The following is a 21,106-nucleotide window of genomic DNA, read 5'->3' as shown; positions in this document are numbered from 1 at the left end:
CGCAGAGGGCCGAACGATACCGTTATTCTACTTTCCGATGCAGAAACTTCCAAACACGACGTCGAGGAGGTCTTCGACGTCGACGCGACCGGTTATCCGCCCGAGCGCAAACGCCGCTTCGCGCAGATGTTCGGCGACGAGTTCGGGATCGCTTCCATCGTGTTCCGCCGCAGCATTCAGCGCCGCCAAGGTTCGTTCCAGATGTTCCCGATGACGTGCACGCGACGGGATGACGTCACCGGATCGCATCGCGGCATTTGCGACATGGTCTTCGAGATGACAGAGCAGAACGTCGAGCCCCGCACCCGTACGCGTCGAGATGGCCAGGTCACCGCGGTCGGGTTCGACGGCGTGCGGCAGGTCGCATTTGGTGCCGACCTTCAGGACGGGTAACGCAGTATCCATATGTGGGCGCGCACCGGTTGAAAGATCGTAGAGATGGAGGACGAGATCGGCGTCGCGCATGGCGGCTTCGGCGCGGCGAACCCCTTCCGCCTCGACGTCTTCCGTCGTCTCCCGCAAGCCCGCCGTATCCTGGACGACGACCGCATAGCCCGCGAGATCGAGCGTAACGGTCACGATGTCTCGGGTGGTGCCCGGTTGATGCGAGACGATCGAGACGTCGCGACCGGCCAAAGCGTTCATCAGGCTGGACTTGCCGGCATTCGGCAAGCCGGCCAGCACGACGCGAAAACCCTGACGGACGATTTCGCCGGCACGTACCCCACGCAGATGTTGCAGGATCTCTTCGGCCAAAGTGCCGATCTCGACCGAAAGTGCGGATGCGATGTCGTCCGGTACGTCCTCCTCGTCGGAGAAGTCGAGGCCGGCCTCGATGTGCGCACGGCATTCCGTCAGCCGGGTCGACCAAGCGTTGTAGAGTGTCGCAAGCCCACCTTCGGCATGCTCCAGCGCCAGTCGACGCTGCATTTCGGTTTCTGCGGCAATGAGGTCGCCCAATCCTTCGACCTCGGTCAGATCCATACGTCCGTTTTCGAAGGCGCGACGAATGAATTCGCCGGGTTCGGCGGCCTGAAAGCCGTCCAGGGCCGAAAGCGCCGAAAAGAGCGCGGCTACGACCGATCGGCCGCCATGAATCTGGAACTCCGCGCAATCCTCGCCGGTGAACGAGGCGGGACCGGGAAAATAGAGGATCAATCCACGGTCGATCGGCGTTCCGTCGACATGGCGGATCGTGCGAAGGCTCGCATAGCGTGGTTCGGGCGCACCGCCGACCAGCCTATCGAGAGCCGTACGCGTTCCCGGTCCAGACATGCGCGCGACCGCGACGCCGGACGGCAATCCGCCGCTCGACAGCGCGTAGATCGTGGTCTGGTCCTTTACGCCACCCGACACCGCGACACCTTCCCGGCACCAACCGGCCGATCCTGTTCGAATTGGAAAGTCGATGCCCGCATATCCCGAGACCAACCAGCTTGCAAACGCGCTCAGCCCCTACCTGTTGCAACACAGGGACAATCCGGTCCATTGGCGCGAATGGGGGCCGGGTGTCTTTGCCGAGGCGAAGGAGAAGAACAGGCCGATCCTGCTTTCGGTCGGCTATGCTGCTTGCCATTGGTGCCACGTCATGGCGCATGAAAGCTTCGAGAACGACGAGATCGCGGCACTCATGAACGCCCATTTCGTCAACGTGAAGGTCGACCGCGAGGAACGACCGGACATCGACCAGATCTATATGAGCGCGTTGCAGGGCATGGGCGAACAGGGCGGTTGGCCGATGACGCTCTTCCTGACGCCCGGGGGGACACCCTTTTGGGGCGGGACCTATTTTCCGCCCGAAAGCCGATACGGGCGTCCGGGCTTCGCGCAGGTGCTGGAAGCGATCCGACAGCTCTACGAAAGCGATCCGGATCGCGTACAGACCAACGCGGCTGCCATCGACGACCATCTCGCCCGTGCCCTTCGGACCGGCGCACCACCGCAGACGCCAACGTCCGAAGAAACCGCGGCCGTCGCCGAACGACTCCTCGGCGCGCTCGATCCCGTTCACGGCGGTATCGGCAGGGCGCCGAAATTTCCGAGCGCGCCGATGTGGGAAGCGCTCTGGCGCGCTGCCGTCCGCAAGCGCGACGAGCGCTTCCGCGAACCGGCTCTCGCATGGCTCACGGCACTTTGCCGAGGCGGGATCTACGATCACGTCGGGGGTGGCCTTCATCGTTATACGGTCGACGAACGCTGGCTCGTGCCGCATTTCGAAAAGATGCTCTACGACAATGCCCAGTTCGTCCAGGCATTGAGCGGTGCCTACGCTCAGACCCGGCGCCCCGTTTTCCTTCGCCGGCTCGAAGACACGATCGACTTCATGATGCGCGAAATGCGCGCCGAGGACGGCGCCTTCGTATCCAGCTTCGATGCCGATAGCGAAGGAGAGGAAGGCCGGTACTACGTTTGGCGAAAGACAGAGATCGAAGCGCTGCTCGGTGACGACGCGACCGACTTTGCCGCGCTCTACGACGTTACCGAAGCGGGCAACTGGGAAGGTACCGTCATCCTGAACCAGTTGAACGACGGGGAGGACGGCAGTGCGGAGGATCCCCGGATGCGGGCCTGTCTACGAAAGCTCGCCGAGCATCGGGCGCTCCGCATACCGCCGGCACGTGACGACAAGGTGCTCGCAGACTGGAACGGTCTCGCCGTGCGTGCGCTTGCCGATGCGGGTGCGCGGCACGGCAGAAGCGAATGGGTATCGGCGGCCGCGGCCGCGTTCGATGCGGTTATCGGCGCTTTCGCAAAGGATGATCGTCTGGTTCACGCCCGGCGCGGCGAGCGGCGGTCGGAAAGCGGCCTCGCAAGCGATTACGCCGCGCTGATCAACGGTGCCGTCTCGCTGTTTGCGGCAACTGCCGACGACCGTTTCATAACGACGGCACGTGATCTCGCCGAGGCGTTGGAAGCCCATCATGCCGACGGTGCCGGAGGGTACGTCCTCGCCGCCACCGATCAGACAGACCTGCCGCTTGCAGCGCGTCACGAGCAGGACGATGCCATCCCGTCGGCGACCGGCCAGATCATCGAGGCACTGGCGCGGCTTTCGCTCGTTACGGACGATCCCATCCATGCCGAACGCACCGAGACCGCGCTGGCCGCCGCCTGGGGACGCGTGCGGGCAAACCCGTTCGTCGCCGTTTCGATCGTCAATGCCGCGGACACGGTCATGAACGGCGCGAAACTGGTCGCAACCAGCGCGTCGGCAGAATTCGCGGAGGTCGCCGCGGCCAAACCGGACCCGGCCCGAATCGATCTCGTCTTCGCCCCGAACGGCCAACACGACGCGAGCCGGCAACTCGCCGCCTCCGGCAACGAGCCGGAAACGCTCGAGCGGAGTGCTGCGTATCTGTGCCGCGGCACGACCTGCCTGCCGCCGGTCGAAACCGGCGAAGCGCTCGCATGGCTGCTCGATCCATCGTCGGACTGACTACCCGTATCGAGAGGCGGACGTCGGTGCGCTCCGCCTCTCGAGGGCGACCGTCAGGTATTCATCGATTCGAAGAAATCGCCGTTGCTCTTCGTCTGCTTGAGCTTGTCGATGAGGAACTCGATGGCGTCCGTCGTTCCCATCGGTGCGAGAATGCGGCGCAGCACGAAGATCTTCTGCAGTTCCTGGCGCGGAACCAGAAGATCCTCCTTGCGGGTACCGGACTTGAGGATGTCCATGGCAGGGAAGATGCGCTTGTCCGCCACCTTGCGGTCGAGCACGATCTCGGAGTTGCCGGTACCCTTGAACTCCTCGAAGATGACCTCGTCCATGCGGCTGCCGGTATCGATGAGCGCCGTCGCGATGATCGTCAGCGATCCGCCTTCCTCGATGTTGCGCGCCGCACCGAAAAAGCGCTTCGGGCGCTGCAGCGCGTTGGCGTCGACGCCGCCGGTCAGCACCTTGCCGGAAGACGGCACGACCGTGTTGTAGGCACGGCCGAGACGCGTGATCGAATCGAGCAGAATGACGACGTCACGCCCGTGTTCGACGAGACGCTTGGCCTTTTCGAGCACCATCTCCGTAACCTGGACGTGGCGCGAAGCCGGTTCATCGAAGGTGGAGGAGACGACCTCGCCTTTCACCGAACGTTGCATGTCGGTGACTTCCTCGGGACGCTCGTCGATCAGAAGCACGATCACGTAGCATTCGGGATGGTTGGCGGTGATCGAATGCGCGATGTTTTGCAGAAGCACCGTCTTGCCGGTGCGCGGCGGCGCGACGATCAGGCCGCGCTGGCCCTTTCCGAGCGGCGCGACGAGGTCGATCACCCGGGCCGACTGGTCCTTGGAGGTCGGCACTTCCAATTCCATGCGGAAGCGCTCGTCCGGATAGAGCGGCGTCAGATTGTCGAAATGGACCTTGTGCCGGATATTGTCCGGATCCTCGAAATTGATCGTCGAGACCTTCAGCAGCGCGAAATAGCGCTCGCCTTCCTTCGGTCCGCGAATCGGTCCTTCGACCGTGTCGCCGGTCTTCAGCGAGAAGCGCCGGATCTGCGAGGGCGATATGTAGATGTCGTCGGGTCCCGGCAGATAGTTCGCGTTCGCCGAGCGCAGGAAGCCGAAACCGTCCAGCAGCACTTCGACCACGCCCTCGCCGATGATCTCGACCTCCTGGTGCGCGAGCCGTTTCAGGATGGCGAACATCAACTCCTGCTTGCGCATGACGCTGGCGTTTTCGACCTCCAGCGATTCGGCGAAAGCGAGAAGATCGGTCGGTGTCTTGTTCTTGAGCTCTTGAAGCTTCATTTCCTGCATTCAGGGACCACACGTCGATAAAAGGGGGAAGGAGACGGCCGCGTATTCGGGATGAGAGCAGCCCTGCTTGGAAAACCGGGGAGCTACGCCTGACGCACGTCTAAAAAGCGAAGGAAGAGCCATTCAAATAGCGCGTCCGATGCAACCTCGCAAGGGGTCGAACGTACCGAATACACCCGGACCCCTCAGAATGGTTTGACGACGACCATCACGACGATGACGATCATCAGGAGGGTCGGTACCTCGTTCATGATGCGCCAATGACGTGCCGGCCTCGTGTTCTCGTCCCTCGCAAAACGGCGTACGGCACCGGCGAAATAGCCGTGGAGGCCGGTAAGCGCGATCACGCAGGCGACCTTGACCCAGATCCAGGCGCCCGGGATCGGGTAGAGGATATGGATCAGCCACAGGCCGAGGACCCAGGTCGCGATCATTGCCGGCGTCAGGATCGCCTTCAGGAGCCGGCGTTCCATGACCTTGAAGGTTTCCGACTGCGGCGAGCCCGGTTCGACGTCGCTGTGATAGACGAAAAGCCGCGGCAGGTAGAGCATGCCGGCCATCCACGCGATGATAGAAACGACATGCGCCGCCTTCACCCAGAGATAGACCCGCGCCGGGTTCGCAAAGGCGACTACCGCCGAGATGAGGGCGAGCACGGCGATCGTGCTTGCAACCTGAATGGCACGCTGGGTGCCGCTTTTTCGGCCGGCCTTCGCGTTCAATCGCTCGCTCCCACACGCCCGTCCGGTCATCGGCCGGCATCCTCGCCGCGTACGCGGGCGACGAGGCGAGCGACATGGGCGGGATCGGCCTCCGGCGTGATCCCATGCCCGAGATTGAAAATCAACGGCCCGTCGCCGAGTGCCGATAGGATCGCGTCCACCCCTTCGTCGAGCGCGCGGCCGCCTGAAACGACGCGCATCGGATCGAGGTTGCCCTGAACCGCGCCGTCGCGCTGGAGCTTCGCGGCCATGTCGAGCGGTACCGTCCAGTCGAGGCTGACGGCGTCGGCGCCGGTCTTCTGGCGATAGGTCTCGAGGAAGACGCCGGCTCCCTTGGCGAACGCGATGATCTTCGCGTCCGGCACGCGGGCACGAACCCGGTCGATCATCCTTTTGACCGGCCGGACGGCATAGGCCTCGAATTCCGCCTCGCCGAGGACGCCCGCCCAAGAATCGAAGATCTGGACAGCGTCCGCGCCCGCTTCGATCTGTGCCGCGAGATAGTCGCCGGAAGCGTCGGCGAGCAGATCGAGCAGCGTTTCGAAAGCTTCGGGGTGGCGATAGGCGAAGAGGCGGGCAGGCGCCTGTTCGGGCGTTCCGCGGCCGGCGATCATGTAGGTCGCGACCGTCCACGGCGCTCCGCAAAAGCCGAGAAGCGTTCGTTCGTCGTCGAGTGTTTCGCGAAGGCGACCGATCGCCTCCAGAACCGGCGCGACGTGGTTCGATACCCGGGATGGGTCGAGGCGATCGATCTCCGCCGGCGCAAGCGGCGTCATGCGCGGGCCTTCGCCCTGCACGAAGTGAACGCCGCGATCGAGTGCGTCGGCCATGACGAGGATATCGGAAAAGAGGATCGCCGCATCGAAGCCGAACCGGCGGATCGGTTGCATCGTCACTTCGACGGCAAGTTCCGGCGTATAGCAGAGATCGAGAAAGCCGCCCGCCTTCTCCCGTGTCGCCCGGTATTCGGGAAGATAGCGACCGGCCTGGCGCATGAGCCAGATCGGAGGCGGCGAAACGGTTTCCCCGGCAAGCACGCGGAGCACCGAACGGTTCGAGGCCAAGCCTTTCTCCCCTTCAATCAAACAATTCCTTTGAAAAGGCTTCTATTTCTATGAGTCGGTGGCTTTCAAGGATTAAACGCGCTCCACCTCTTTTCCCCCGATAGGTCAAAGTGCTCTGCATCGGATCGAACCGGAAGCCGTCGAGCGACGAACATGCGGAAAACAAAATAGGCTAAGCGATTTCAATATTTTATTGGAAGACGAGGTGTGAACTTTCTGTGGACATCGGTGGAAACGGCTTGGATCGTGCGCAGGATGTCCCCGGTGTTCGATCCGGCGGGAAAACCGGTTCCGCTCGGCCCTGGTTGTGGAGCATTTCTGGGTTTGCCACAGGCTCGATCGGGAGCCGCCTTCTTCATGCCCAACCCTACCGCGCTTTCAACAGGGCTAAGCGAATCCGGGGGAACGAGTTCGATTGTCCCTTTCGCTCGCAAGGCGCATGTGACTCACGCCTGATTCTCGAGGGCCGGTCCGCTTGATTACGCGAATTGCGCGCGCCATGGTCCTTCCGCCCGCAGGCGCGCCTGCCCGACCGAAAGAGAACCACCGATGGCTTCGCCGATCATCCTCGCTTCACAAAGCCCGTTCAGGCGCTCCCTTCTCGAAAATGCCGGTGTCGATTTCGAGGCGATCGGGGCGCAAATCGACGAACGGGCCGTGGAAGCACCGCTTGCCGATACGGGGCTCGGCCCGGAAGACGTTGCGTCCGTGCTTGCCGAGGCGAAAGCCGTCGACGTCTCGCAGCGCCGGCCCGATGCGATCGTCATCGGTGCGGACCAGACGCTTTCCCTCGGTGACGAGATCTTCCACAAGCCCGCCGACATGGAAGCCGCACGTGCGCATCTGCTCGCCCTTTCCGGGCGTTCCCACGCGCTGAACAGTGCCCTCGTGATTGCCCGGGGCGGGGCGGTGGAATGGCGCCATTCGCAGGTCGCGACGATGCGCATGCGCGTGCTCGATCCGGGCTTCATCGGCCGGTATCTGTCTGCGACGGGCGAGGTCGCGCTGCAAAGCGTCGGCGCCTACCAGTACGAGGGACGTGGCATCCAGCTCTTCGAGCGCGTGGAAGGCGATTATTTCGCGATCGTCGGCCTGCCGATGCTGCCGCTCCTTGCAAAGCTACGCGACATGGGTGCGATCGATGGATGAACGGCCACGCAAGGCGTTCGTCCTCGGTCATCCGATCGCCCATTCGCGCTCGCCGACGATTCACCGGCATTGGCTGCATACCTACGCCATCGACGGTGGGTACGAGCCCATCGATATGCCGGAGCCGGATCTGGCGGCGTTCATCGAGACGCTGCGAAATCCTGGCTCTCAATGGCTGGGCGGAAACGTCACCATCCCGCACAAGGAAGCGGTCGCGGCCCTCGTCGACGAGCCGGACGATCTCGTGCGGGCGCTCGGCGCGGCGAACACGATCTGGCGTCGTAACGGCCGCCTGCATGCGACGAATACGGACGTGCACGGCTTCCTCGCCAATCTCGATAAGCGCCGGGCGGACTGGTGCCGGCCCGAACGACCGGCGGTCGTGCTCGGTGCAGGCGGTGCTGCCCGGGCAGTCCTTCGCGGCCTTCTCGACCGTGGATACCGCGACATTCGCCTCGTCAACCGCACGGTCGCGCGCGCCGAAGCCCTTGCCGAACGCTTCGGCGCCGCGCACGTCACGCCGTTTGCGTTGAGCGAGCTCGGTTCGAGCATGCACGAAGCAGCGCTTTTCGTGAACGCCAGTTCGCTCGGCCTTGGCGGCTCGCCGGTACCGTCGCTCGATTTCGCGACGCTCGCCCTGGACGCGATCGTCACGGACATCGTCTATACGCCGCTCGAAACACCAATCCTCGCCATGGCGAAACGTGCCGGGCTCGTCACCGTCGACGGGCTCGGCATGCTGCTCCATCAAGCGGTTCCGGCCTTCGAGAAATGGTTCGGCCGCCGTCCGGAAGTCACGCCCGAGTTGCGCGAGACGGTCCTTTCCGACATCGGCGGGCAAGCATGATCGTGCTCGGCCTGACCGGCTCGATCGGAACGGGCAAGACGACGACGGCGAGGCTGTTCGAGGAGGCCGGTGTGCCGACGATCGGCGCCGACGCGATCGTCCATGCCCTTTATGCCGGTGCGGCGGCGGAACCGGTCGGCAATGCCTTTCCGGGCACCGTGAAGGACGGCGTCGTCGACCGTACGCGCCTTTCGGCAATGGTCGTCGACGATCCCGCCGCGATGCGCCGTCTCGAGGCGATCGTCCATCCGCTCGTCGAAAAGGCGGAGAAGGAATTCATCGAACGGCACAGGGTCGCGGGCGTGCCGGTCGTCCTCGTCGACATTCCGCTTCTCTTCGAAGCCGGACGCGCCGCCGATTTCGACCGGATCGTGGTGACGAGCTGCGCTCCGGCGCTGCAGCGCGCGCGCGTGCTCGCCCGCCCCGGCATGGGCGAGGCGAAGTTCGAGGCGATCCTCGGAAAGCAGATACCGGACGCGGAAAAGCGAGCGCGTGCAGATTTCGTTGTGCAAACCGATCACGGTCTTGAAGCCGCGCGGGCCAGGGTGCAGGAAATCCTGAAAGCGCTCTGACCAGACGGACGATCGGCCTGCCATGCGGCACATCATCTTCGATACGGAAACGACAGGGCTCGACAACGAGGCCGACCGGATCATCGAGTTCGGCGGGATCGAGCTCGACAACCATTTTCCGACCGGACGTAGCTTCCACGTCTACATTCGCCCCGGCGAGCGCAAGGTGCATCCCGAAGCGCTCGCGATCCATGGCATCACCGACGAGTTCCTGCTCGACCAGCCCGATTTCGCGGCGATCGTCGAGGATTTGACCGCTTTCATCGAGGGTGCCCATCTCGTCGCGCACAACGCCAGTTTCGACATCGGCTTCCTGAACGCGGAGCTCGCCCGCCTGGCGTTGCCGGCAATCCTGCCGGAGATCGTCGTCGATTCACTGGCGCTGGCGCGGCGGCGCCATCCGATGGGCCCGAACTCGCTCGATGCGCTGTGCCGACGCTACGGCATCGACAACGCCCATCGCACCAAGCACGGTGCACTCCTCGACGCAGAGCTTCTGGCCGAGGTCTTCATCGAGATGAATGGCGGCCGGCAGGCCGCGCTCGGTCTGGTCCATGCGGCCGATTTCGATGGTGCTGCCGAAAATGGCACGGCGGGTGCCGCCGAGATCGGGCGGCCGCAGGCGCTCGCACCGCGCATCACCGAGGCGGAACGACTTGCCCACGCAGCACTCGTCACGCGGCTCGGCGAAAACGCGATATGGGCGCGCTATAGCCGCTGAACGAAAAAACCCGGCCGCGTCGGCCGGGTTCTGGATCGGAAGGCGATATCGACCGGTCGGCTCAGGCCGTGGTCGGCGTCTCCTCGCTCTCGGCCTGCTGCGCCATGCGCTGCTGGAACATCTGCGCAAAATCGATCGGGTCGATCATCAGCGGTGGGAAACCGCCGTTGCGCGTCGCGTCGGCCACGACCTGGCGGGCGAACGGGAAGAGCATGCGCGGGCATTCGATGAAGAGAAGCGGCAGCATGTGCTCCTGCGGAAATCCGGAGATCCGGAAGACGCCCCCATAGACGAGTTCCGCCTTGAAGACGACCTTGTCGCCGTCGCGCGCTTCCGCGTCGAGCGATAGCACGACATCGAAATCCGTTTCCGAAAGCGGGTTCGCATTGACGTTGACGTTGATGTTGATGTCCGGCGCCCGCTCGCGATTGCCGAGCGACTGCGGTGCACCCGGATTTTCGAAGGAGAGATCCTTGATGTACTGCGTCAGGACGCTGAACGCGGCGTCCTGCGCGGCGCCGTTCTCGGCGGGTTTGGCTCCCCCGTTCGGGGTGTTGATCGGATCGGACATCTTCTACCTCGCGTTCGCAGGGCCGGCGCTTCGAACGCCACCCGAAAGTCGCGTCCGCCTAACACTTCGCCCGTAACCCCGCAAGCGGCAGCCTCAGGCGCGATCGTCGCGGCTGTTCCAGGGCGAGCTCGGATCCGGCTTGCTTTCGAACTCGTCGCTCCCGAGATCGATCACCGGTTCGCCGCGCCGGCCTCTCGGCCCGCCCGGCCGTCCGTGCGCTCCCGCATCGGGGTCCATCCTGCCCGGGCGACGAAAGCCGGAGGCCGACATGATCACGATCCGCTCGCGAAGCAGCTTCCAGGCCGCGTCGCGGATCGGCGGCACGAAGAGAAGGAAACCCAGCGTATCGGTGATGAAGCCAGGGGTCAGAAGAAGGACGCCGGCGACGAGGATCATCACGCCGTGCACGAGTTCGCGTCCGGGAACGCGACCCTTCTCGCTTTCCTCGCGAATGCGTGCGAGAAGGCCGAAACCCTGCACGCGAAGCAGGATCGAGCCGAGGACGGCCGTCAGCAGGATGATCCCGACGGTCGGCAGGAGGCCGATATACTGCCCGACGAGGATGAAGACCGCGATTTCCGCGATCGGAAGGGCGAGCAGCATGAAGGGGATGAGGGAAAACGCCATTCGTGGGTCCGTCTCTGCCGGAGGTAAGGGGGCGGTCGACCGTCGTTACCCATGATCTAGGTATTTGGGCAGTCGATTTGAATGAGCAGCCCGTGCCGATTATATCGGAAGCAGGCAGGCGGCAACGACGCTGCGCATGGCAATCAGCAGGTGACAATGGGTTCCTTCGATCTGATAACGCTCCTCTTCTTCGTGGCCGCGGTCATCGTGTTCCTGCAATTGCGCGCGGTCCTCGGCCGGCGCACGGGCAACGAGCGACCGCCGATGAACCCCTATCAGGGTCGTGGCGGCAAGAACGAGGCCGAGTCCGAAACGGGCAACGTCGTGGCGTTGCCGCGCTCCGCACAGGGCGACAATGCCCCGAGCACCGCGCGCCTCGAAACCGCGAACGCCCATGCCGAACCGGGCACGAAGGTCAATGACGGTCTTCGCGCGATCATCACGGCCGATCCCTCCTTCGATCCGCAGCAATTCGTCGACGGCGCCAAGATGGCCTACGAAATGATCGTATCGGCCTACGCCGACGCCGACCGGAAGACGCTGAAGAACCTCCTGTCCAAGGAGGTCTACGACGATTTCGTCACCGCCTTGAACGAGCGTGAATCGAAGGGCGAGGTCGTCAAGTCGTCGTTCGTCGGCGTCGACAAGGCGAAGATCGTCCATGCCGAGATGAAGGGTTCGGAGGCGATCCTTTCCCTGCGTCTCGTCAGTCAGCTTATCTCCGCGACCTACGACCGGGAGGGCAACCTCATCGACGGCGATCCCGACCATGTCGGCGAGGTCACCGACGTGTGGAGCTTTTCCCGCGACACGCGTTCGCGCGATCCGAACTGGAAGCTCGTCGCGACCGAATCAGAGGCCTGAGCGGAAACGGCAATGGCGGTCCGTCTCGAACCCGTCGCCTTCGAGGCGCTTGCCGGATGGGCCGAAGAGGATCCGCGAAGGGCGATCGCAGCGCTTGCGCGGTCGGCCGAGTACGTGTCTCACGTGAAACATTACCGAACCGGCGAACTCGGCATCACCGTCGCCGATCTCGCCGCAGCCTTCGACGATGCCGTCCGCTTCGAAGGGAATGCTGCCGGTGCCCGGGCTTTCTTCGAGCATCACTTCAGGCCGTGCCGGATCGATGCGCCGGGTTTCGTGACCGGATACTACGAGCCGGACCTTGCCGTCAGCGGGACGCCGGACGACACCTATCGCTATCCGATCCATCGCCGTCCGCCGGATCTCGTGGCACTCGCGCAATCGGAACGCCCGCTGGACATGGTGGAAATGGCTTTCGGCCGTCGGGGTGCGGCCGGCATCGAACCCTATTACGATCGGGCGGCGATCGAGACCGGGGCGCTCGACGGGCAGGACTTGGAGATCGCCTATGCCGCCGACCGGGTCGACCTATTCTTCGCGCATATCCAGGGGGCCGCCCGCCTCGTCTATCCGGATGGCCGCACGCGTCGGATCACTTACGCCGCGAAGACCGGTCATCCCTTCACGGCGATCGGCCGGCTTCTCGTCGAACGCGGCCTGCTTAAGGGCGAAACCGTCACCATGCGCCGCATCCGCGACTGGCTCGCAGGCCATCCCGAGGACGCCGTCGCGCTAATGCGCGAGAATCGTTCCTATATCTTTTTTCGCGAAGCGGATGTCGCCGATCCCGCGCTCGGACCGATCGCAGCCGCCAAGGTGGCGCTCGAGCCGGGCCGTTCTTTGGCGGTCGACCGCACGACCCATACCTTCGGCACGCCGATCCATGTCGATGCGCCGGAGCTCGGCCATCTCGATGACGGCAAAGGCTTTCGGCGGCTGATGGTCGCTCAGGATACCGGCTCGGCGATCGTCGGCCCGGCACGCGGAGACATCTTCGTCGGCTCGGGCGCGCAAGCGGGCGAATGGGCCGGGGCCGTGCGGCATGCGGCGACCTTCCACGTTCTCGTCCCGACCTCGGCAGTGGAGCGCCTCGTCCGATGAGCCGCGGCCGCAAGCTCAGCGAGGAGGAACGCCGCCTGTGGGGCGCGTGGCGCGCACCGCACGCCCGCTCGAAGAGCGGATGGAGGCGCCGGATCCGTCGGACGACGTGCAGATGCCGACGGAGAGTTCGCCGAAGGCTCGCGTCAGCGCACCGAAGGACCTGTCGATGTCGGTGCCGAGGCCCCCGGACCGCAAGCCGAAGCGACCTGCCGCGCCGCCGCTCCATCCGATCGAGCGGCCGGTCCGCCGCAAGATCGCCCGTGGACGCCTGCCGATCGACGCGCGGCTCGACCTTCACGGGATGATGCAAGCCGAGGCGCACGGGCTGCTTCGCGTGTTCCTGCTCCGCGCCCATGGCGAGGGCAAGCGCCACGTTCTCGTCATCACCGGCAAGGGCGCTTCGCTCGGCAGCGAAGGCGTGCTGAAGCGCGCGGTGCCGCAATGGCTCGCCCAGCCCGGTTTCCGCGAGATCGTTTCCGGTTACGAGACCGCCGCACGCGGTCATGGTGGCGATGGCGCCCTTTACATCCGTCTCAAGCGAAGCCGGGGCCCCGCACGATGACCCCCTTCGGTCAGGCGCTGCGGCGCCTGCGCGCCGAACGCGGGATCAGCCAGCGGGAAATGGCGACGGCGCTCGACGTCTCGCCGGCCTATCTGTCCGCACTGGAACACGGCAGACGCGGCCGCCCGTCCTGGGCGTTCACCCAGCGCGTCATCGCCTTCTTCAACATCATCTGGGACGATGCGGAACGGCTGGAGCGACTGGCCGCGATCTCGGACCCGCGCGTCGTTGTCGACACGCGGGATCTCTCGGTCGAGGCGACGCTCTTCGCCAACCGGCTTGCCCGCGTCATCGCGGACCTCGACGCGGCCGGGCTCGACGATCTGGACGCGGCACTCGACACGGCACTCGAAAAGGCCGGCGCATCTCTCGCCACGCGCCGGGGCGCCCGCTGATCGTCCGCGAGACGGCAACGGGCGCCTTGGGTGCGGCTTAAAGAATATAGCGCGAGAGATCCGTGTCCTTGGCCATGTCGCCGACATGCTTGCGCACGTACTCGGCATCGATGACGATCGTCTGGTCGGGATGGTCGGGCGCGTCGTAGGAGATCTCGTCGAGGACGCGCTCCATCACCGTCTGCAGACGGCGGGCGCCGATGTTCTCGACGCTGGCGTTCAGTCCGACGGCGACCTCGGCGAGTTCGTCCACCGCATCGTCGGTGAATTCGAGGGAGACGTCCTCGGTCTTCATCAGCGCGATGTACTGCTTGATGAGGCTCGCCTCCGTCTCCGTCAGGATCCGGCGGAAATCGTCCTTCGTCAACGCGCGCAGTTCGACGCGGATCGGCAGCCGGCCCTGAAGTTCGGGCAGGAGGTCGGACGGCTTGGCGATGTGGAAGGCACCCGATGCGATGAAGAGGATATGGTCTGTCTTCACCGGGCCGTACTTGGTGGAGACGGTCGTGCCTTCGACGAGCGGCAGCAGGTCGCGCTGCACGCCTTCGCGGGAGACGCCCGCGCCGGTGCCCTGCTCCTTGGCGATCTTGTCGACCTCGTCGAGGAAGACGATGCCGTCGTTCTCGACGGCGCGGATCGCTTCGCTCTGCACCTGTTCGTCGTCGAGGAGCTTGTCGGACTCGTCGGCGAGCAGCTGGTCGTAGGAATTGCGTACCGTCGTCTTCACGGTCTTGGTGCGTCCGCCCATCGCCTTGCCGAACATCTCCGAGAGGTTCATCACGCCGATGTTGGCGCCCGGCATGCCGGGAATGTCGAAATTCGGCATGCCGCCGCCGGTATCGGAGACTTCGATCTCGATCTCCTTGTCGTCGAGCTGGCCTTCGCGCAGCTTCTTGCGGAAGGAGTCGCGCGTCGCCGGCGACGCGGTCTTGCCGACGAGCGCGTCTAGCACGCGCTCTTCGGCGTTCAACTCCGCCTTCGCCTTGACCTCCTGGCGCTTGCGCTCCTTGACGAGGCCGATGCCGATCTCGACGAGATCGCGCACGATCTGCTCGACATCGCGTCCGACGTAGCCGACCTCGGTGAACTTCGTCGCCTCGATCTTGACGAAGGGCGCGCCGGCGAGCTTGGCGAGGCGCCGCGAGATCTCGGTCTTGCCGACGCCGGTCGGCCCGATCATCAGGATGTTCTTCGGCATCACCTCGTCGCGCAGGTCCTCGGGAAGCTGCTGTCGCCGCCAGCGGTTCCGCAGCGCGATGGCGACCGCGCGCTTGGCCTCCTTCTGGCCGATGATATAGCGATCGAGCTCGTTGACGATCTCGCGGGGGGAAAAGGTGGTCATCGTGTCTCGTCCGGGTTCGCGCCGGCGAAGCGGCGCTTTGAATTGAAGGTGCGGCGATCGCGCGGCCTTAAGTCTCGATCGTCTCGATCGTCAGGTTGCCGTTGGTGTAGACGCAGATGTCGGCGGCGATCGCCATCGCGTGGCGGGCGACCTCTTCCGCGCTCTTGTCGGAATCCATCATCGCGCGGGCCGCCGCGAAGGCGTAGTTGCCGCCGGATCCGATCGCCATCGTGCCGTGCTCCGGTTCGAGCACGTCGCCCTGGCCGGTGATCGCTAGCGTGATCGAGGCGTTGGCGACGAGCATCATCGCTTCGAGCCGGCGCAGGTAGCGGTCCGTGCGCCATTCCTTGGCGAGCTCGACGCAGGCGCGCATCAGCTGGTCGGGATACTGCTCGAGCTTTCCTTCGAGGCGTTCGAGCAGCGTGAAGGCGTCGGCGGTGGCACCGGCGAAACCGGCGATCACCTTGTCCTTGCCGATGCGGCGCACCTTGCGCGCATTGCCCTTCATCACCGTCTGGCCGAGCGTCACCTGGCCGTCGCCGGCCATGACGACCTGGTTGCCCTTGCGCACGGTGATGATGGTCGTGCCGTGCATGGAGCCGAAGGGATCGTTCTCGCTCATGCTCATCGTCCTTCGTGAAGCGGGAAAGGCGCCCGAGCCGGCAGTTCATGCCGACCATGCCGGCAGCGGCCGGGGCGAAGTCCCGGCCTATGTAAGCAGCACTCGCGGTTTTGCAAACGGCGGCAGGATATCGCGGGCAGAGCGTGGGCCTTCTGGATATTCGCCGGGACCTTTGCTAAGGGACCGGCGAAGGCGAACGGAGAGACGAGAATGGCCGAGACGAACCCTGGCACGGCCCGTACCGGCAGTGTCACGCGCCGAACGAAGGAGACGAACGTTTCCGTCTCGCTCGATCTCGACGGCGACGGTTCGTCCACCATCGAGACCGGCATCGGCTTCTTCGACCACATGCTCGAACAGCTCGCGCGCCATTCCCTCGTCGACATGACGATCACGGTCGCCGGCGATCTCGATGTCGACGACCACCACACCGTCGAGGATACCGGCATCGCCATCGGCCAGGCGATTTCGCAGGCGCTCGGCGAGCGCCGCGGCATCACCCGCTACGCCTCGCTCGACCTCGCCATGGACGAGACGCTGACGCGTGCCGCCGTCGACGTTTCCGGCCGGCCCTTCCTCGTCTGGCGCGTGGCCTTCACTTCGCCGAAGATCGGCCGTTTCGACACCGAGCTCGTGCGTGAGTTCTTCCAGGCGCTCGCCCAGCACGGCGGCATGACGCTGCACATCGAAAACCTCTACGGCGCCAACAACCACCACGTCGCCGAAACCTGCTTCAAGGCGACCGCGCGGGTGTTGCGCACCGCGCTCGAGATCGACGAACGCCAGGCCGGGCGCATACCGTCGACCAAGGGGTCGCTGTAGCGCCGGAACGGATCGCCCGGTGATGGACCGGTCCGCGTCGTCAGGCCGGATGGTACCGACGCGGAAAATGCGCCGACGGAGACGAGGCCGGAATGACAACGACGCGAAAGACGTCCATCCTATGAAGGAACGCCGCACCCACCCCAGGACGACGCCCTCAGGCCCGACCCCGGGATCCGGTCATCGATCTCGCGGGTATGGTCGGTCGTACACCCGGACCGGGTCCGGACACGACGACCAGGACCGCTCGACATGCGTACCGATGATCGCAACGATCCGTAAGACCATCTCGCCATGAAGACCTACCTCGCGATCGAACCCCCGAACGGCGAACCGGAAGACACCCGTTTCGTGCGCGACGGCTTCTCTTTTCTTGCGCTCGTCAGCCCCGTTCTCTTCGCCCTCCGGTATCGTCTGTGGCTGTCGGCGGCAGGTTTCGCCGTTCTCGCACTGGCGCTGACGGTGCTTGGACAGATGACGGACCGGCAGGGCACGGCGTTCGTGATCGGTCTCCTCTTCAATCTCGGCATTGCGCTCGAAGCGGGCGTCATCGTCGCCTTCGCACGCGAACGCGCCGGCTGGCGAACGGTGAACATCCTTCTCGCTCCCGATCTCGACAGCGCCGAAGCCATGCACTTTGCGGGCATCGAGGCGAGTCCGATATCTTCCGGCGACAGCCCACAACCGATACCCGTACGATCGACCGGTGCGGTGCCGCATGCCTTTCCGCCACGCGGCGAGACAGGCCCCATCCTTGGTCTCTTCGGCCTGAACCGTCGCCTGGATCGGAGCTAGCGGAATGCGTGTCGCCCTCATCGACTACGGTTCCGGCAATCTGCGCTCGGCCTTCCGCGCCTTCGAACGCGCGGCGAAGGAGACCGGTGTTACCGCCGAGATCGACCTTACCGACGATCCCGAGCGTGTGGCGAGCGCCGACCGCATCGTGCTGCCGGGCGTCGGCGCCTACGCCGACTGTCGCGCCGGCCTCGATGCCGTGTCCGGCATGGTCGAGGCGCTGAAGGAGGCCGTCGAGACGAAGGCACGGCCCTTCCTCGGGATTTGCGTCGGCATGCAGCTGATGTCGACGCGCGGGCTCGAAAAGACCGTCAGCCAAGGCTTCGACTGGATCCCCGGCGACGTCGTCGCGATGACCCCGGACGACCCTGCGCTCAAGATCCCGCAGATCGGTTGGAACACCATCCGCCTGACCCGTGAACACCCGCTCTTCGAAGGCATCGCGACCGGCGAGGACGGCCTGCACGCCTATTTCGTGCATTCCTACGCGCTCGCCGCCGAACGCCGCGAGGATGTGCTCGCCGAGGTCGACTACGGCGGCCCGGTCACGGCGGTCGTCACCCGCGACACCATGGCCGGAACACAGTTCCACCCCGAAAAGAGCCAGAAACTCGGCCTCACCCTGATCGGCAATTTCCTGAAATGGGCGCCATGATCCTCTTCCCCGCCATCGACCTCAAGGATGGTGCGTGCGTGCGCCTGAAGCTCGGCGACATGAACGCCGCGACCGTCTACAACGCCGATCCGGCCGGCCAGGCGAAGGCGTTCGAGGATGCCGGGTTCGAATGGCTGCACGTCGTCGACCTCAACGGCGCGTTCGCCGGCGAGAGCGTCAACGGCGCGGCGATCAAGGCGATCCTGGCGGCGACGACGAACCCGGTGCAGCTCGGTGGCGGCATCCGCACGATGGCCGATATCGAACGCTGGCTCGAAAAGGGGCTTGCCCGCGTCATCCTCGGTACCGTCGCCGTGCGCGATCCGGATCTGGTGAAGGAAGCCTGCCGTCGCTTTCCCGGCCGCATCGCGGTCGGCATCGATGCACGCGGCGGCAAGGTCGCCGTCGAGGGATGGGCGGAAGCTTCCGAACTCGGTGCGATCGAGCTCGCGAGGAAGTTCGAGGGCGCCGGTGTCGCCGCCATCATCTACACCGACATCGACCGCGACGGCGTGCTCGCCGGCATCAACTGGGACTCGACGCTGGCACTGGCGAACGCCGTCGACATTCCCGTCATCGCCTCCGGCGGCCTCGCCTCCATGGCCGACGTCGAGCGCATGACACGACCCGACGCCGCTCGCCTGGCCGGCGCGATCTCCGGCCGCGCGCTCTACGACGGGCGCATCGAGCCGAAGGAGGCTCTGGCAGTGCTTGGCGGAGAAAAAAGCGCACCATGACCCTCAAGAACCGCGTCATCCCCTGCCTCGACGTCAAGGACGGGCGCGTCGTCAAGGGCGTCAACTTCGTCGATCTGATCGATGCCGGCGATCCCGTCGAGGCGGCGGCCGCCTACGACGTGGCCGGTGCCGACGAGCTCTGCTTCCTCGACATCACCGCGTCCTCGGACGAGCGCGATACGATCCTCGACGTCGTCACGCGCACGGCGGAGCGCTGCTTCATGCCGTTGACGGTCGGCGGCGGGGTGCGAACGGTCGCCGATATCCGCAAGCTTCTGCTGGCCGGTGCCGACAAGGTCTCGATCAATACGGCGGCGGTGCGCGATCCGGATTTCGTGGCGGAGGCCGCCGACAAGTTCGGCGACCAGTGCATCGTCGTCGCCGTCGACGCCAAGCGCGTGGCCGGTGAGCGCGAACCGCCGCGCTGGGAGATTTTCACCCATGGCGGGCGGACGGCGACCGGCATCGATGCCGTCGATTTCGCGCGCACGGTGGTGGCGCGCGGGGCGGGCGAGATCCTGCTGACGTCGATGGACCGGGACGGCACGAAGGCCGGCTACGACGTGGCGCTGACACGTGCCGTTTCCGACGCCGTGCGCGTGCCGGTCATCGCGTCCGGTGGCGTCGGCGATCTCGACCATCTCGTTTCCGGCATCCGCGAGGGCGGGGCGAGCGCCGTACTCGCCGCCTCGATTTTTCACTTCGGCACCTATACGATCGGCGAGGCCAAGCGATACATGGCCGATGCCGGCCTTGCCATGCGGCTCGACTGACCGTCCGAGGAAGCGATGAGCGAATTCACCCTTTCCGATCTCGAATCGCGCGTCGCCGAACGTGCCCGGGTATCGCCCGAGGAATCGTGGACCGCACGCCTCGTCGCCAAGGGGCAGCCGAAGGCGGCCCAGAAGCTCGGCGAGGAGGCGGTCGAAACCGTCATCGCCGCACTTGGCGGCGACCGGCAGGCGCTGGCGGCCGAAAGCGCCGATCTCCTCTATCATCTGCTCGTGGTGCTTCGGATCGCCGACGTGCCGCTTGCCGATGTCTTTCGCGAACTCGAGCGACGGACCGGGCAATCCGGCCTCGCGGAAAAGGCGTCGCGGACGGAAGAGTGATGGACCAGCCGACGAACGCGATCCCGACGGACGATCGCGCCCGATCCAGGGCCACGTCGCCCTATCGCTTCTTTTCCGCCGACGAGTGGGCCGCGTTCCGCGCGGATACGCCGCTGACGCTGACGGGAAACGAGATCGACCGTTTGCGTTCGCTGAACGATCCCGTGGACATCGCCGAGGTCCGGCGCATCTACCTTTCGCTCTCGCGGCTCCTTTCGGCGCATGTTGAGGCTTCGCAACTCCTCTTCGAGCAGCGCAAGCGTTTCCTCGACCTTGCCGACGTGACGAAGACGCCCTTCGTCATCGGCATCGCTGGCTCCGTCGCCGTCGGCAAGTCGACGACGGCACGCCTGCTCGCCGAGCTTCTCTCGCGCTGGCCCTCGAGCCCCAAGGTCGACCTCGTGACGACCGACGGTTTCCTTCTCCCGAACGCGGTATTGCGCGACCACGGCCTGATGGAGCGCAAGGGCTTTCCCGAAAGCTACGATATCGCAGCGCTGCTCAAGTTTCTCTCGGCGATCAAGGCGGGCGAGCCGGACGTTCGCGCGCCGGTCTATTCCCATCTCACCTACGACGTCGTCCCGGATACCTTCGTCACGGTCGACCGACCGGACATTCTGGTTTTCGAAGGCATCAACGTCCTGCAGACGCGCGACCTGCCGGCCGACGGGACGATCGTGCCCTTCGTCTCGGACTTCTTCGATTTCTCGATCTACATCGACGCCGACGAACGGGTGATCCGCACCTGGTACGTTGATCGCTTCATGCGGCTGCGCGAAACGGCCTTCAAGGATCCGCACTCCTTCTTCCATCGCTATTCGCAGGTCGGGGAAGACGAAGCGCTTTCGATCGCCGAGGGATTGTGGAGCGATATCAACCTCAGAAATCTGCGTGAGAATATCCTCCCGACGCGTCCGCGGGCCGATCTCATCCTGCGCAAGGGGGGTGATCATCTCATCGAGGAAGTGGCGCTCCGCAAGCTCTAGATGTGAGCTTTCATTAGGTTGTCCATCCGGTCCGGACCGGGGATGCTGAGGTTGTGAGACTTCAGAGTCCAGGGAGGGACCGGAT

23 protein-coding genes and 1 pseudogene are annotated in these 21,106 nt (G+C 65.0%); 16 read left to right on the top strand and 8 right to left on the bottom strand.

Features of this window, described 5'->3' with window-relative positions; genetic code table 11:
- Positions 1-27: 27 nt before the first annotated feature.
- A complete protein-coding gene (gene mnmE / locus FJU11_RS12010) occupies positions 28-1,356 on the bottom strand; it encodes a tRNA uridine-5-carboxymethylaminomethyl(34) synthesis GTPase MnmE (protein ID WP_141167303.1) in 1,329 nt (442 codons plus the stop codon).
- Positions 1,357-1,408: 52 nt separating this feature from the next.
- Here mnmE and FJU11_RS12005 point away from each other — a divergent pair, with 52 nt between their 5' ends.
- Entirely contained in the window at positions 1,409-3,436 is a 2,028-nt protein-coding gene (locus FJU11_RS12005) for a thioredoxin domain-containing protein (RefSeq protein WP_141167302.1), read from the top strand.
- Between the two features lie 53 nt (positions 3,437-3,489).
- Here FJU11_RS12005 and rho read toward each other — a convergent pair whose 3' ends face one another.
- From rho to hemE, 3 genes are all read right to left on the bottom strand, one after another.
- A complete protein-coding gene (rho, locus tag FJU11_RS12000) occupies positions 3,490-4,755 on the bottom strand; it encodes a transcription termination factor Rho (protein ID WP_141167301.1) in 1,266 nt (421 codons plus the stop codon).
- Positions 4,756-4,940: 185 nt separating this feature from the next.
- On the bottom strand, positions 4,941-5,507 hold the full coding sequence (gene hemJ, locus FJU11_RS11995; protein ID WP_141167300.1) for a protoporphyrinogen oxidase HemJ: 567 nt from the start codon (positions 5,505-5,507) through the stop codon (positions 4,941-4,943).
- A complete protein-coding gene (hemE, locus tag FJU11_RS11990) occupies positions 5,504-6,541 on the bottom strand; it encodes a uroporphyrinogen decarboxylase (RefSeq protein ID WP_141167299.1) in 1,038 nt (345 codons plus the stop codon). Before hemE ends, hemJ begins: the two co-directional genes overlap by 4 nt.
- A gap of 549 nt (positions 6,542-7,090) precedes the next feature.
- Between hemE and FJU11_RS11985 the strand changes: the two genes are divergently transcribed.
- The 4 genes from FJU11_RS11985 to dnaQ are packed head-to-tail and all read left to right on the top strand — an operon-like array spanning position 7,091 to position 9,830.
- Positions 7,091-7,690 carry a Maf-like protein gene (locus tag FJU11_RS11985; protein WP_141167298.1) on the top strand — a complete coding sequence of 200 codons (600 nt, stop codon included), beginning with the start codon at positions 7,091-7,093 and terminating at the stop codon, positions 7,688-7,690.
- Positions 7,683-8,537 carry a shikimate dehydrogenase gene (locus tag FJU11_RS11980; RefSeq protein WP_141167297.1) on the top strand — a complete coding sequence of 285 codons (855 nt, stop codon included), beginning with the start codon at positions 7,683-7,685 and terminating at the stop codon, positions 8,535-8,537. Before FJU11_RS11985 ends, FJU11_RS11980 begins: the two co-directional genes overlap by 8 nt.
- Positions 8,534-9,109 (top strand): dephospho-CoA kinase, encoded by a 576-nt coding sequence (coaE, locus tag FJU11_RS11975; protein ID WP_141167296.1) that lies wholly within the window; start codon positions 8,534-8,536, stop codon positions 9,107-9,109. Before FJU11_RS11980 ends, coaE begins: the two co-directional genes overlap by 4 nt.
- Positions 9,110-9,131: 22 nt before the next feature.
- Entirely contained in the window at positions 9,132-9,830 is a 699-nt protein-coding gene (gene dnaQ, locus FJU11_RS11970; RefSeq protein ID WP_141167295.1) for a DNA polymerase III subunit epsilon, read from the top strand.
- A gap of 61 nt (positions 9,831-9,891) precedes the next feature.
- On the opposite strand, the gene secB is transcribed toward dnaQ, so the two are convergent.
- Positions 9,892-10,401, bottom strand: coding sequence for a protein-export chaperone SecB (gene secB, locus FJU11_RS11965; RefSeq protein WP_141167294.1), 510 nt, complete (start codon positions 10,399-10,401; stop codon positions 9,892-9,894).
- Positions 10,402-10,494: 93 nt separating this feature from the next.
- Positions 10,495-11,028: an FxsA family protein gene (locus tag FJU11_RS11960; RefSeq protein ID WP_141167293.1), complete on the bottom strand. Its 534-nt coding sequence runs from the start codon at positions 11,026-11,028 to the stop codon at positions 10,495-10,497.
- A 156-nt stretch (positions 11,029-11,184) separates the two neighbouring features.
- Here FJU11_RS11960 and FJU11_RS11955 point away from each other — a divergent pair, with 156 nt between their 5' ends.
- From FJU11_RS11955 to FJU11_RS11940, 4 genes and pseudogenes are all read left to right on the top strand, one after another.
- A complete protein-coding gene (locus tag FJU11_RS11955) occupies positions 11,185-11,892 on the top strand; it encodes a Tim44/TimA family putative adaptor protein (protein ID WP_141167292.1) in 708 nt (235 codons plus the stop codon).
- A gap of 12 nt (positions 11,893-11,904) precedes the next feature.
- Positions 11,905-12,993 (top strand): murein transglycosylase A, encoded by a 1,089-nt coding sequence (mltA, locus tag FJU11_RS11950; RefSeq protein WP_141167291.1) that lies wholly within the window; start codon positions 11,905-11,907, stop codon positions 12,991-12,993.
- Positions 12,990-13,555, top strand: a pseudogene (locus FJU11_RS11945) (Smr/MutS family protein). The gene mltA and the pseudogene FJU11_RS11945 overlap by 4 nt, the downstream one beginning before the upstream one ends.
- Positions 13,552-13,950, top strand: coding sequence for a helix-turn-helix domain-containing protein (locus tag FJU11_RS11940; protein ID WP_141167290.1), 399 nt, complete (start codon positions 13,552-13,554; stop codon positions 13,948-13,950). Before FJU11_RS11945 ends, FJU11_RS11940 begins: the two are co-directional and overlap by 4 nt.
- Positions 13,951-13,987: 37 nt before the next feature.
- Here FJU11_RS11940 and hslU read toward each other — a convergent pair whose 3' ends face one another.
- Positions 13,988-15,292 carry an ATP-dependent protease ATPase subunit HslU gene (gene hslU, locus FJU11_RS11935; RefSeq protein ID WP_141167289.1) on the bottom strand — a complete coding sequence of 435 codons (1,305 nt, stop codon included), beginning with the start codon at positions 15,290-15,292 and terminating at the stop codon, positions 13,988-13,990.
- 67 nt (positions 15,293-15,359) lie between these two features.
- Complete coding sequence (gene hslV / locus FJU11_RS11930) at positions 15,360-15,914, bottom strand: ATP-dependent protease subunit HslV (protein WP_141167288.1); 555 nt, start codon at positions 15,912-15,914, stop codon at positions 15,360-15,362.
- A 210-nt stretch (positions 15,915-16,124) separates the two neighbouring features.
- On the opposite strand from hslV, the gene hisB reads away from it, so the two are divergent.
- The 7 genes from hisB (at position 16,125) to coaA (ending at position 21,021) form a co-directional block, all read left to right on the top strand.
- A complete protein-coding gene (gene hisB / locus FJU11_RS11925) occupies positions 16,125-16,736 on the top strand; it encodes an imidazoleglycerol-phosphate dehydratase HisB (protein ID WP_141167287.1) in 612 nt (203 codons plus the stop codon).
- Between the two features lie 294 nt (positions 16,737-17,030).
- Entirely contained in the window at positions 17,031-17,531 is a 501-nt protein-coding gene (locus tag FJU11_RS11920) for a DUF2628 domain-containing protein (RefSeq protein ID WP_141167286.1), read from the top strand.
- A gap of 4 nt (positions 17,532-17,535) precedes the next feature.
- Positions 17,536-18,186: an imidazole glycerol phosphate synthase subunit HisH gene (gene hisH, locus FJU11_RS11915; RefSeq protein WP_141167285.1), complete on the top strand. Its 651-nt coding sequence runs from the start codon at positions 17,536-17,538 to the stop codon at positions 18,184-18,186.
- On the top strand, positions 18,183-18,923 hold the full coding sequence (hisA, locus tag FJU11_RS11910) for a 1-(5-phosphoribosyl)-5-[(5-phosphoribosylamino)methylideneamino]imidazole-4-carboxamide isomerase (RefSeq protein ID WP_141167359.1): 741 nt from the start codon (positions 18,183-18,185) through the stop codon (positions 18,921-18,923). Before hisH ends, hisA begins: the two co-directional genes overlap by 4 nt.
- Positions 18,920-19,696 (top strand): imidazole glycerol phosphate synthase subunit HisF, encoded by a 777-nt coding sequence (hisF, locus tag FJU11_RS11905; protein ID WP_141167284.1) that lies wholly within the window; start codon positions 18,920-18,922, stop codon positions 19,694-19,696. Before hisA ends, hisF begins: the two co-directional genes overlap by 4 nt.
- Positions 19,697-19,711: 15 nt before the next feature.
- Positions 19,712-20,035, top strand: a complete 324-nt coding sequence (locus tag FJU11_RS11900; protein ID WP_141167283.1) for a phosphoribosyl-ATP diphosphatase — start codon at positions 19,712-19,714, stop codon at positions 20,033-20,035.
- Complete coding sequence (coaA, locus tag FJU11_RS11895) at positions 20,035-21,021, top strand: type I pantothenate kinase (RefSeq protein WP_141167282.1); 987 nt, start codon at positions 20,035-20,037, stop codon at positions 21,019-21,021. The genes FJU11_RS11900 and coaA overlap by 1 nt, the downstream gene beginning before the upstream one ends.
- Positions 21,022-21,106 lie beyond the last annotated feature (85 nt).

It is taken from the genome of Pararhizobium mangrovi (genome assembly GCF_006516965.1).
In the GTDB taxonomy this organism is placed as follows: domain Bacteria; phylum Pseudomonadota; class Alphaproteobacteria; order Rhizobiales; family Rhizobiaceae; genus Pararhizobium_B; species Pararhizobium_B mangrovi.
Note: the sequence above shows the minus strand (reverse complement) of the source record. Positions and strands in the feature narration are given on the sequence as shown.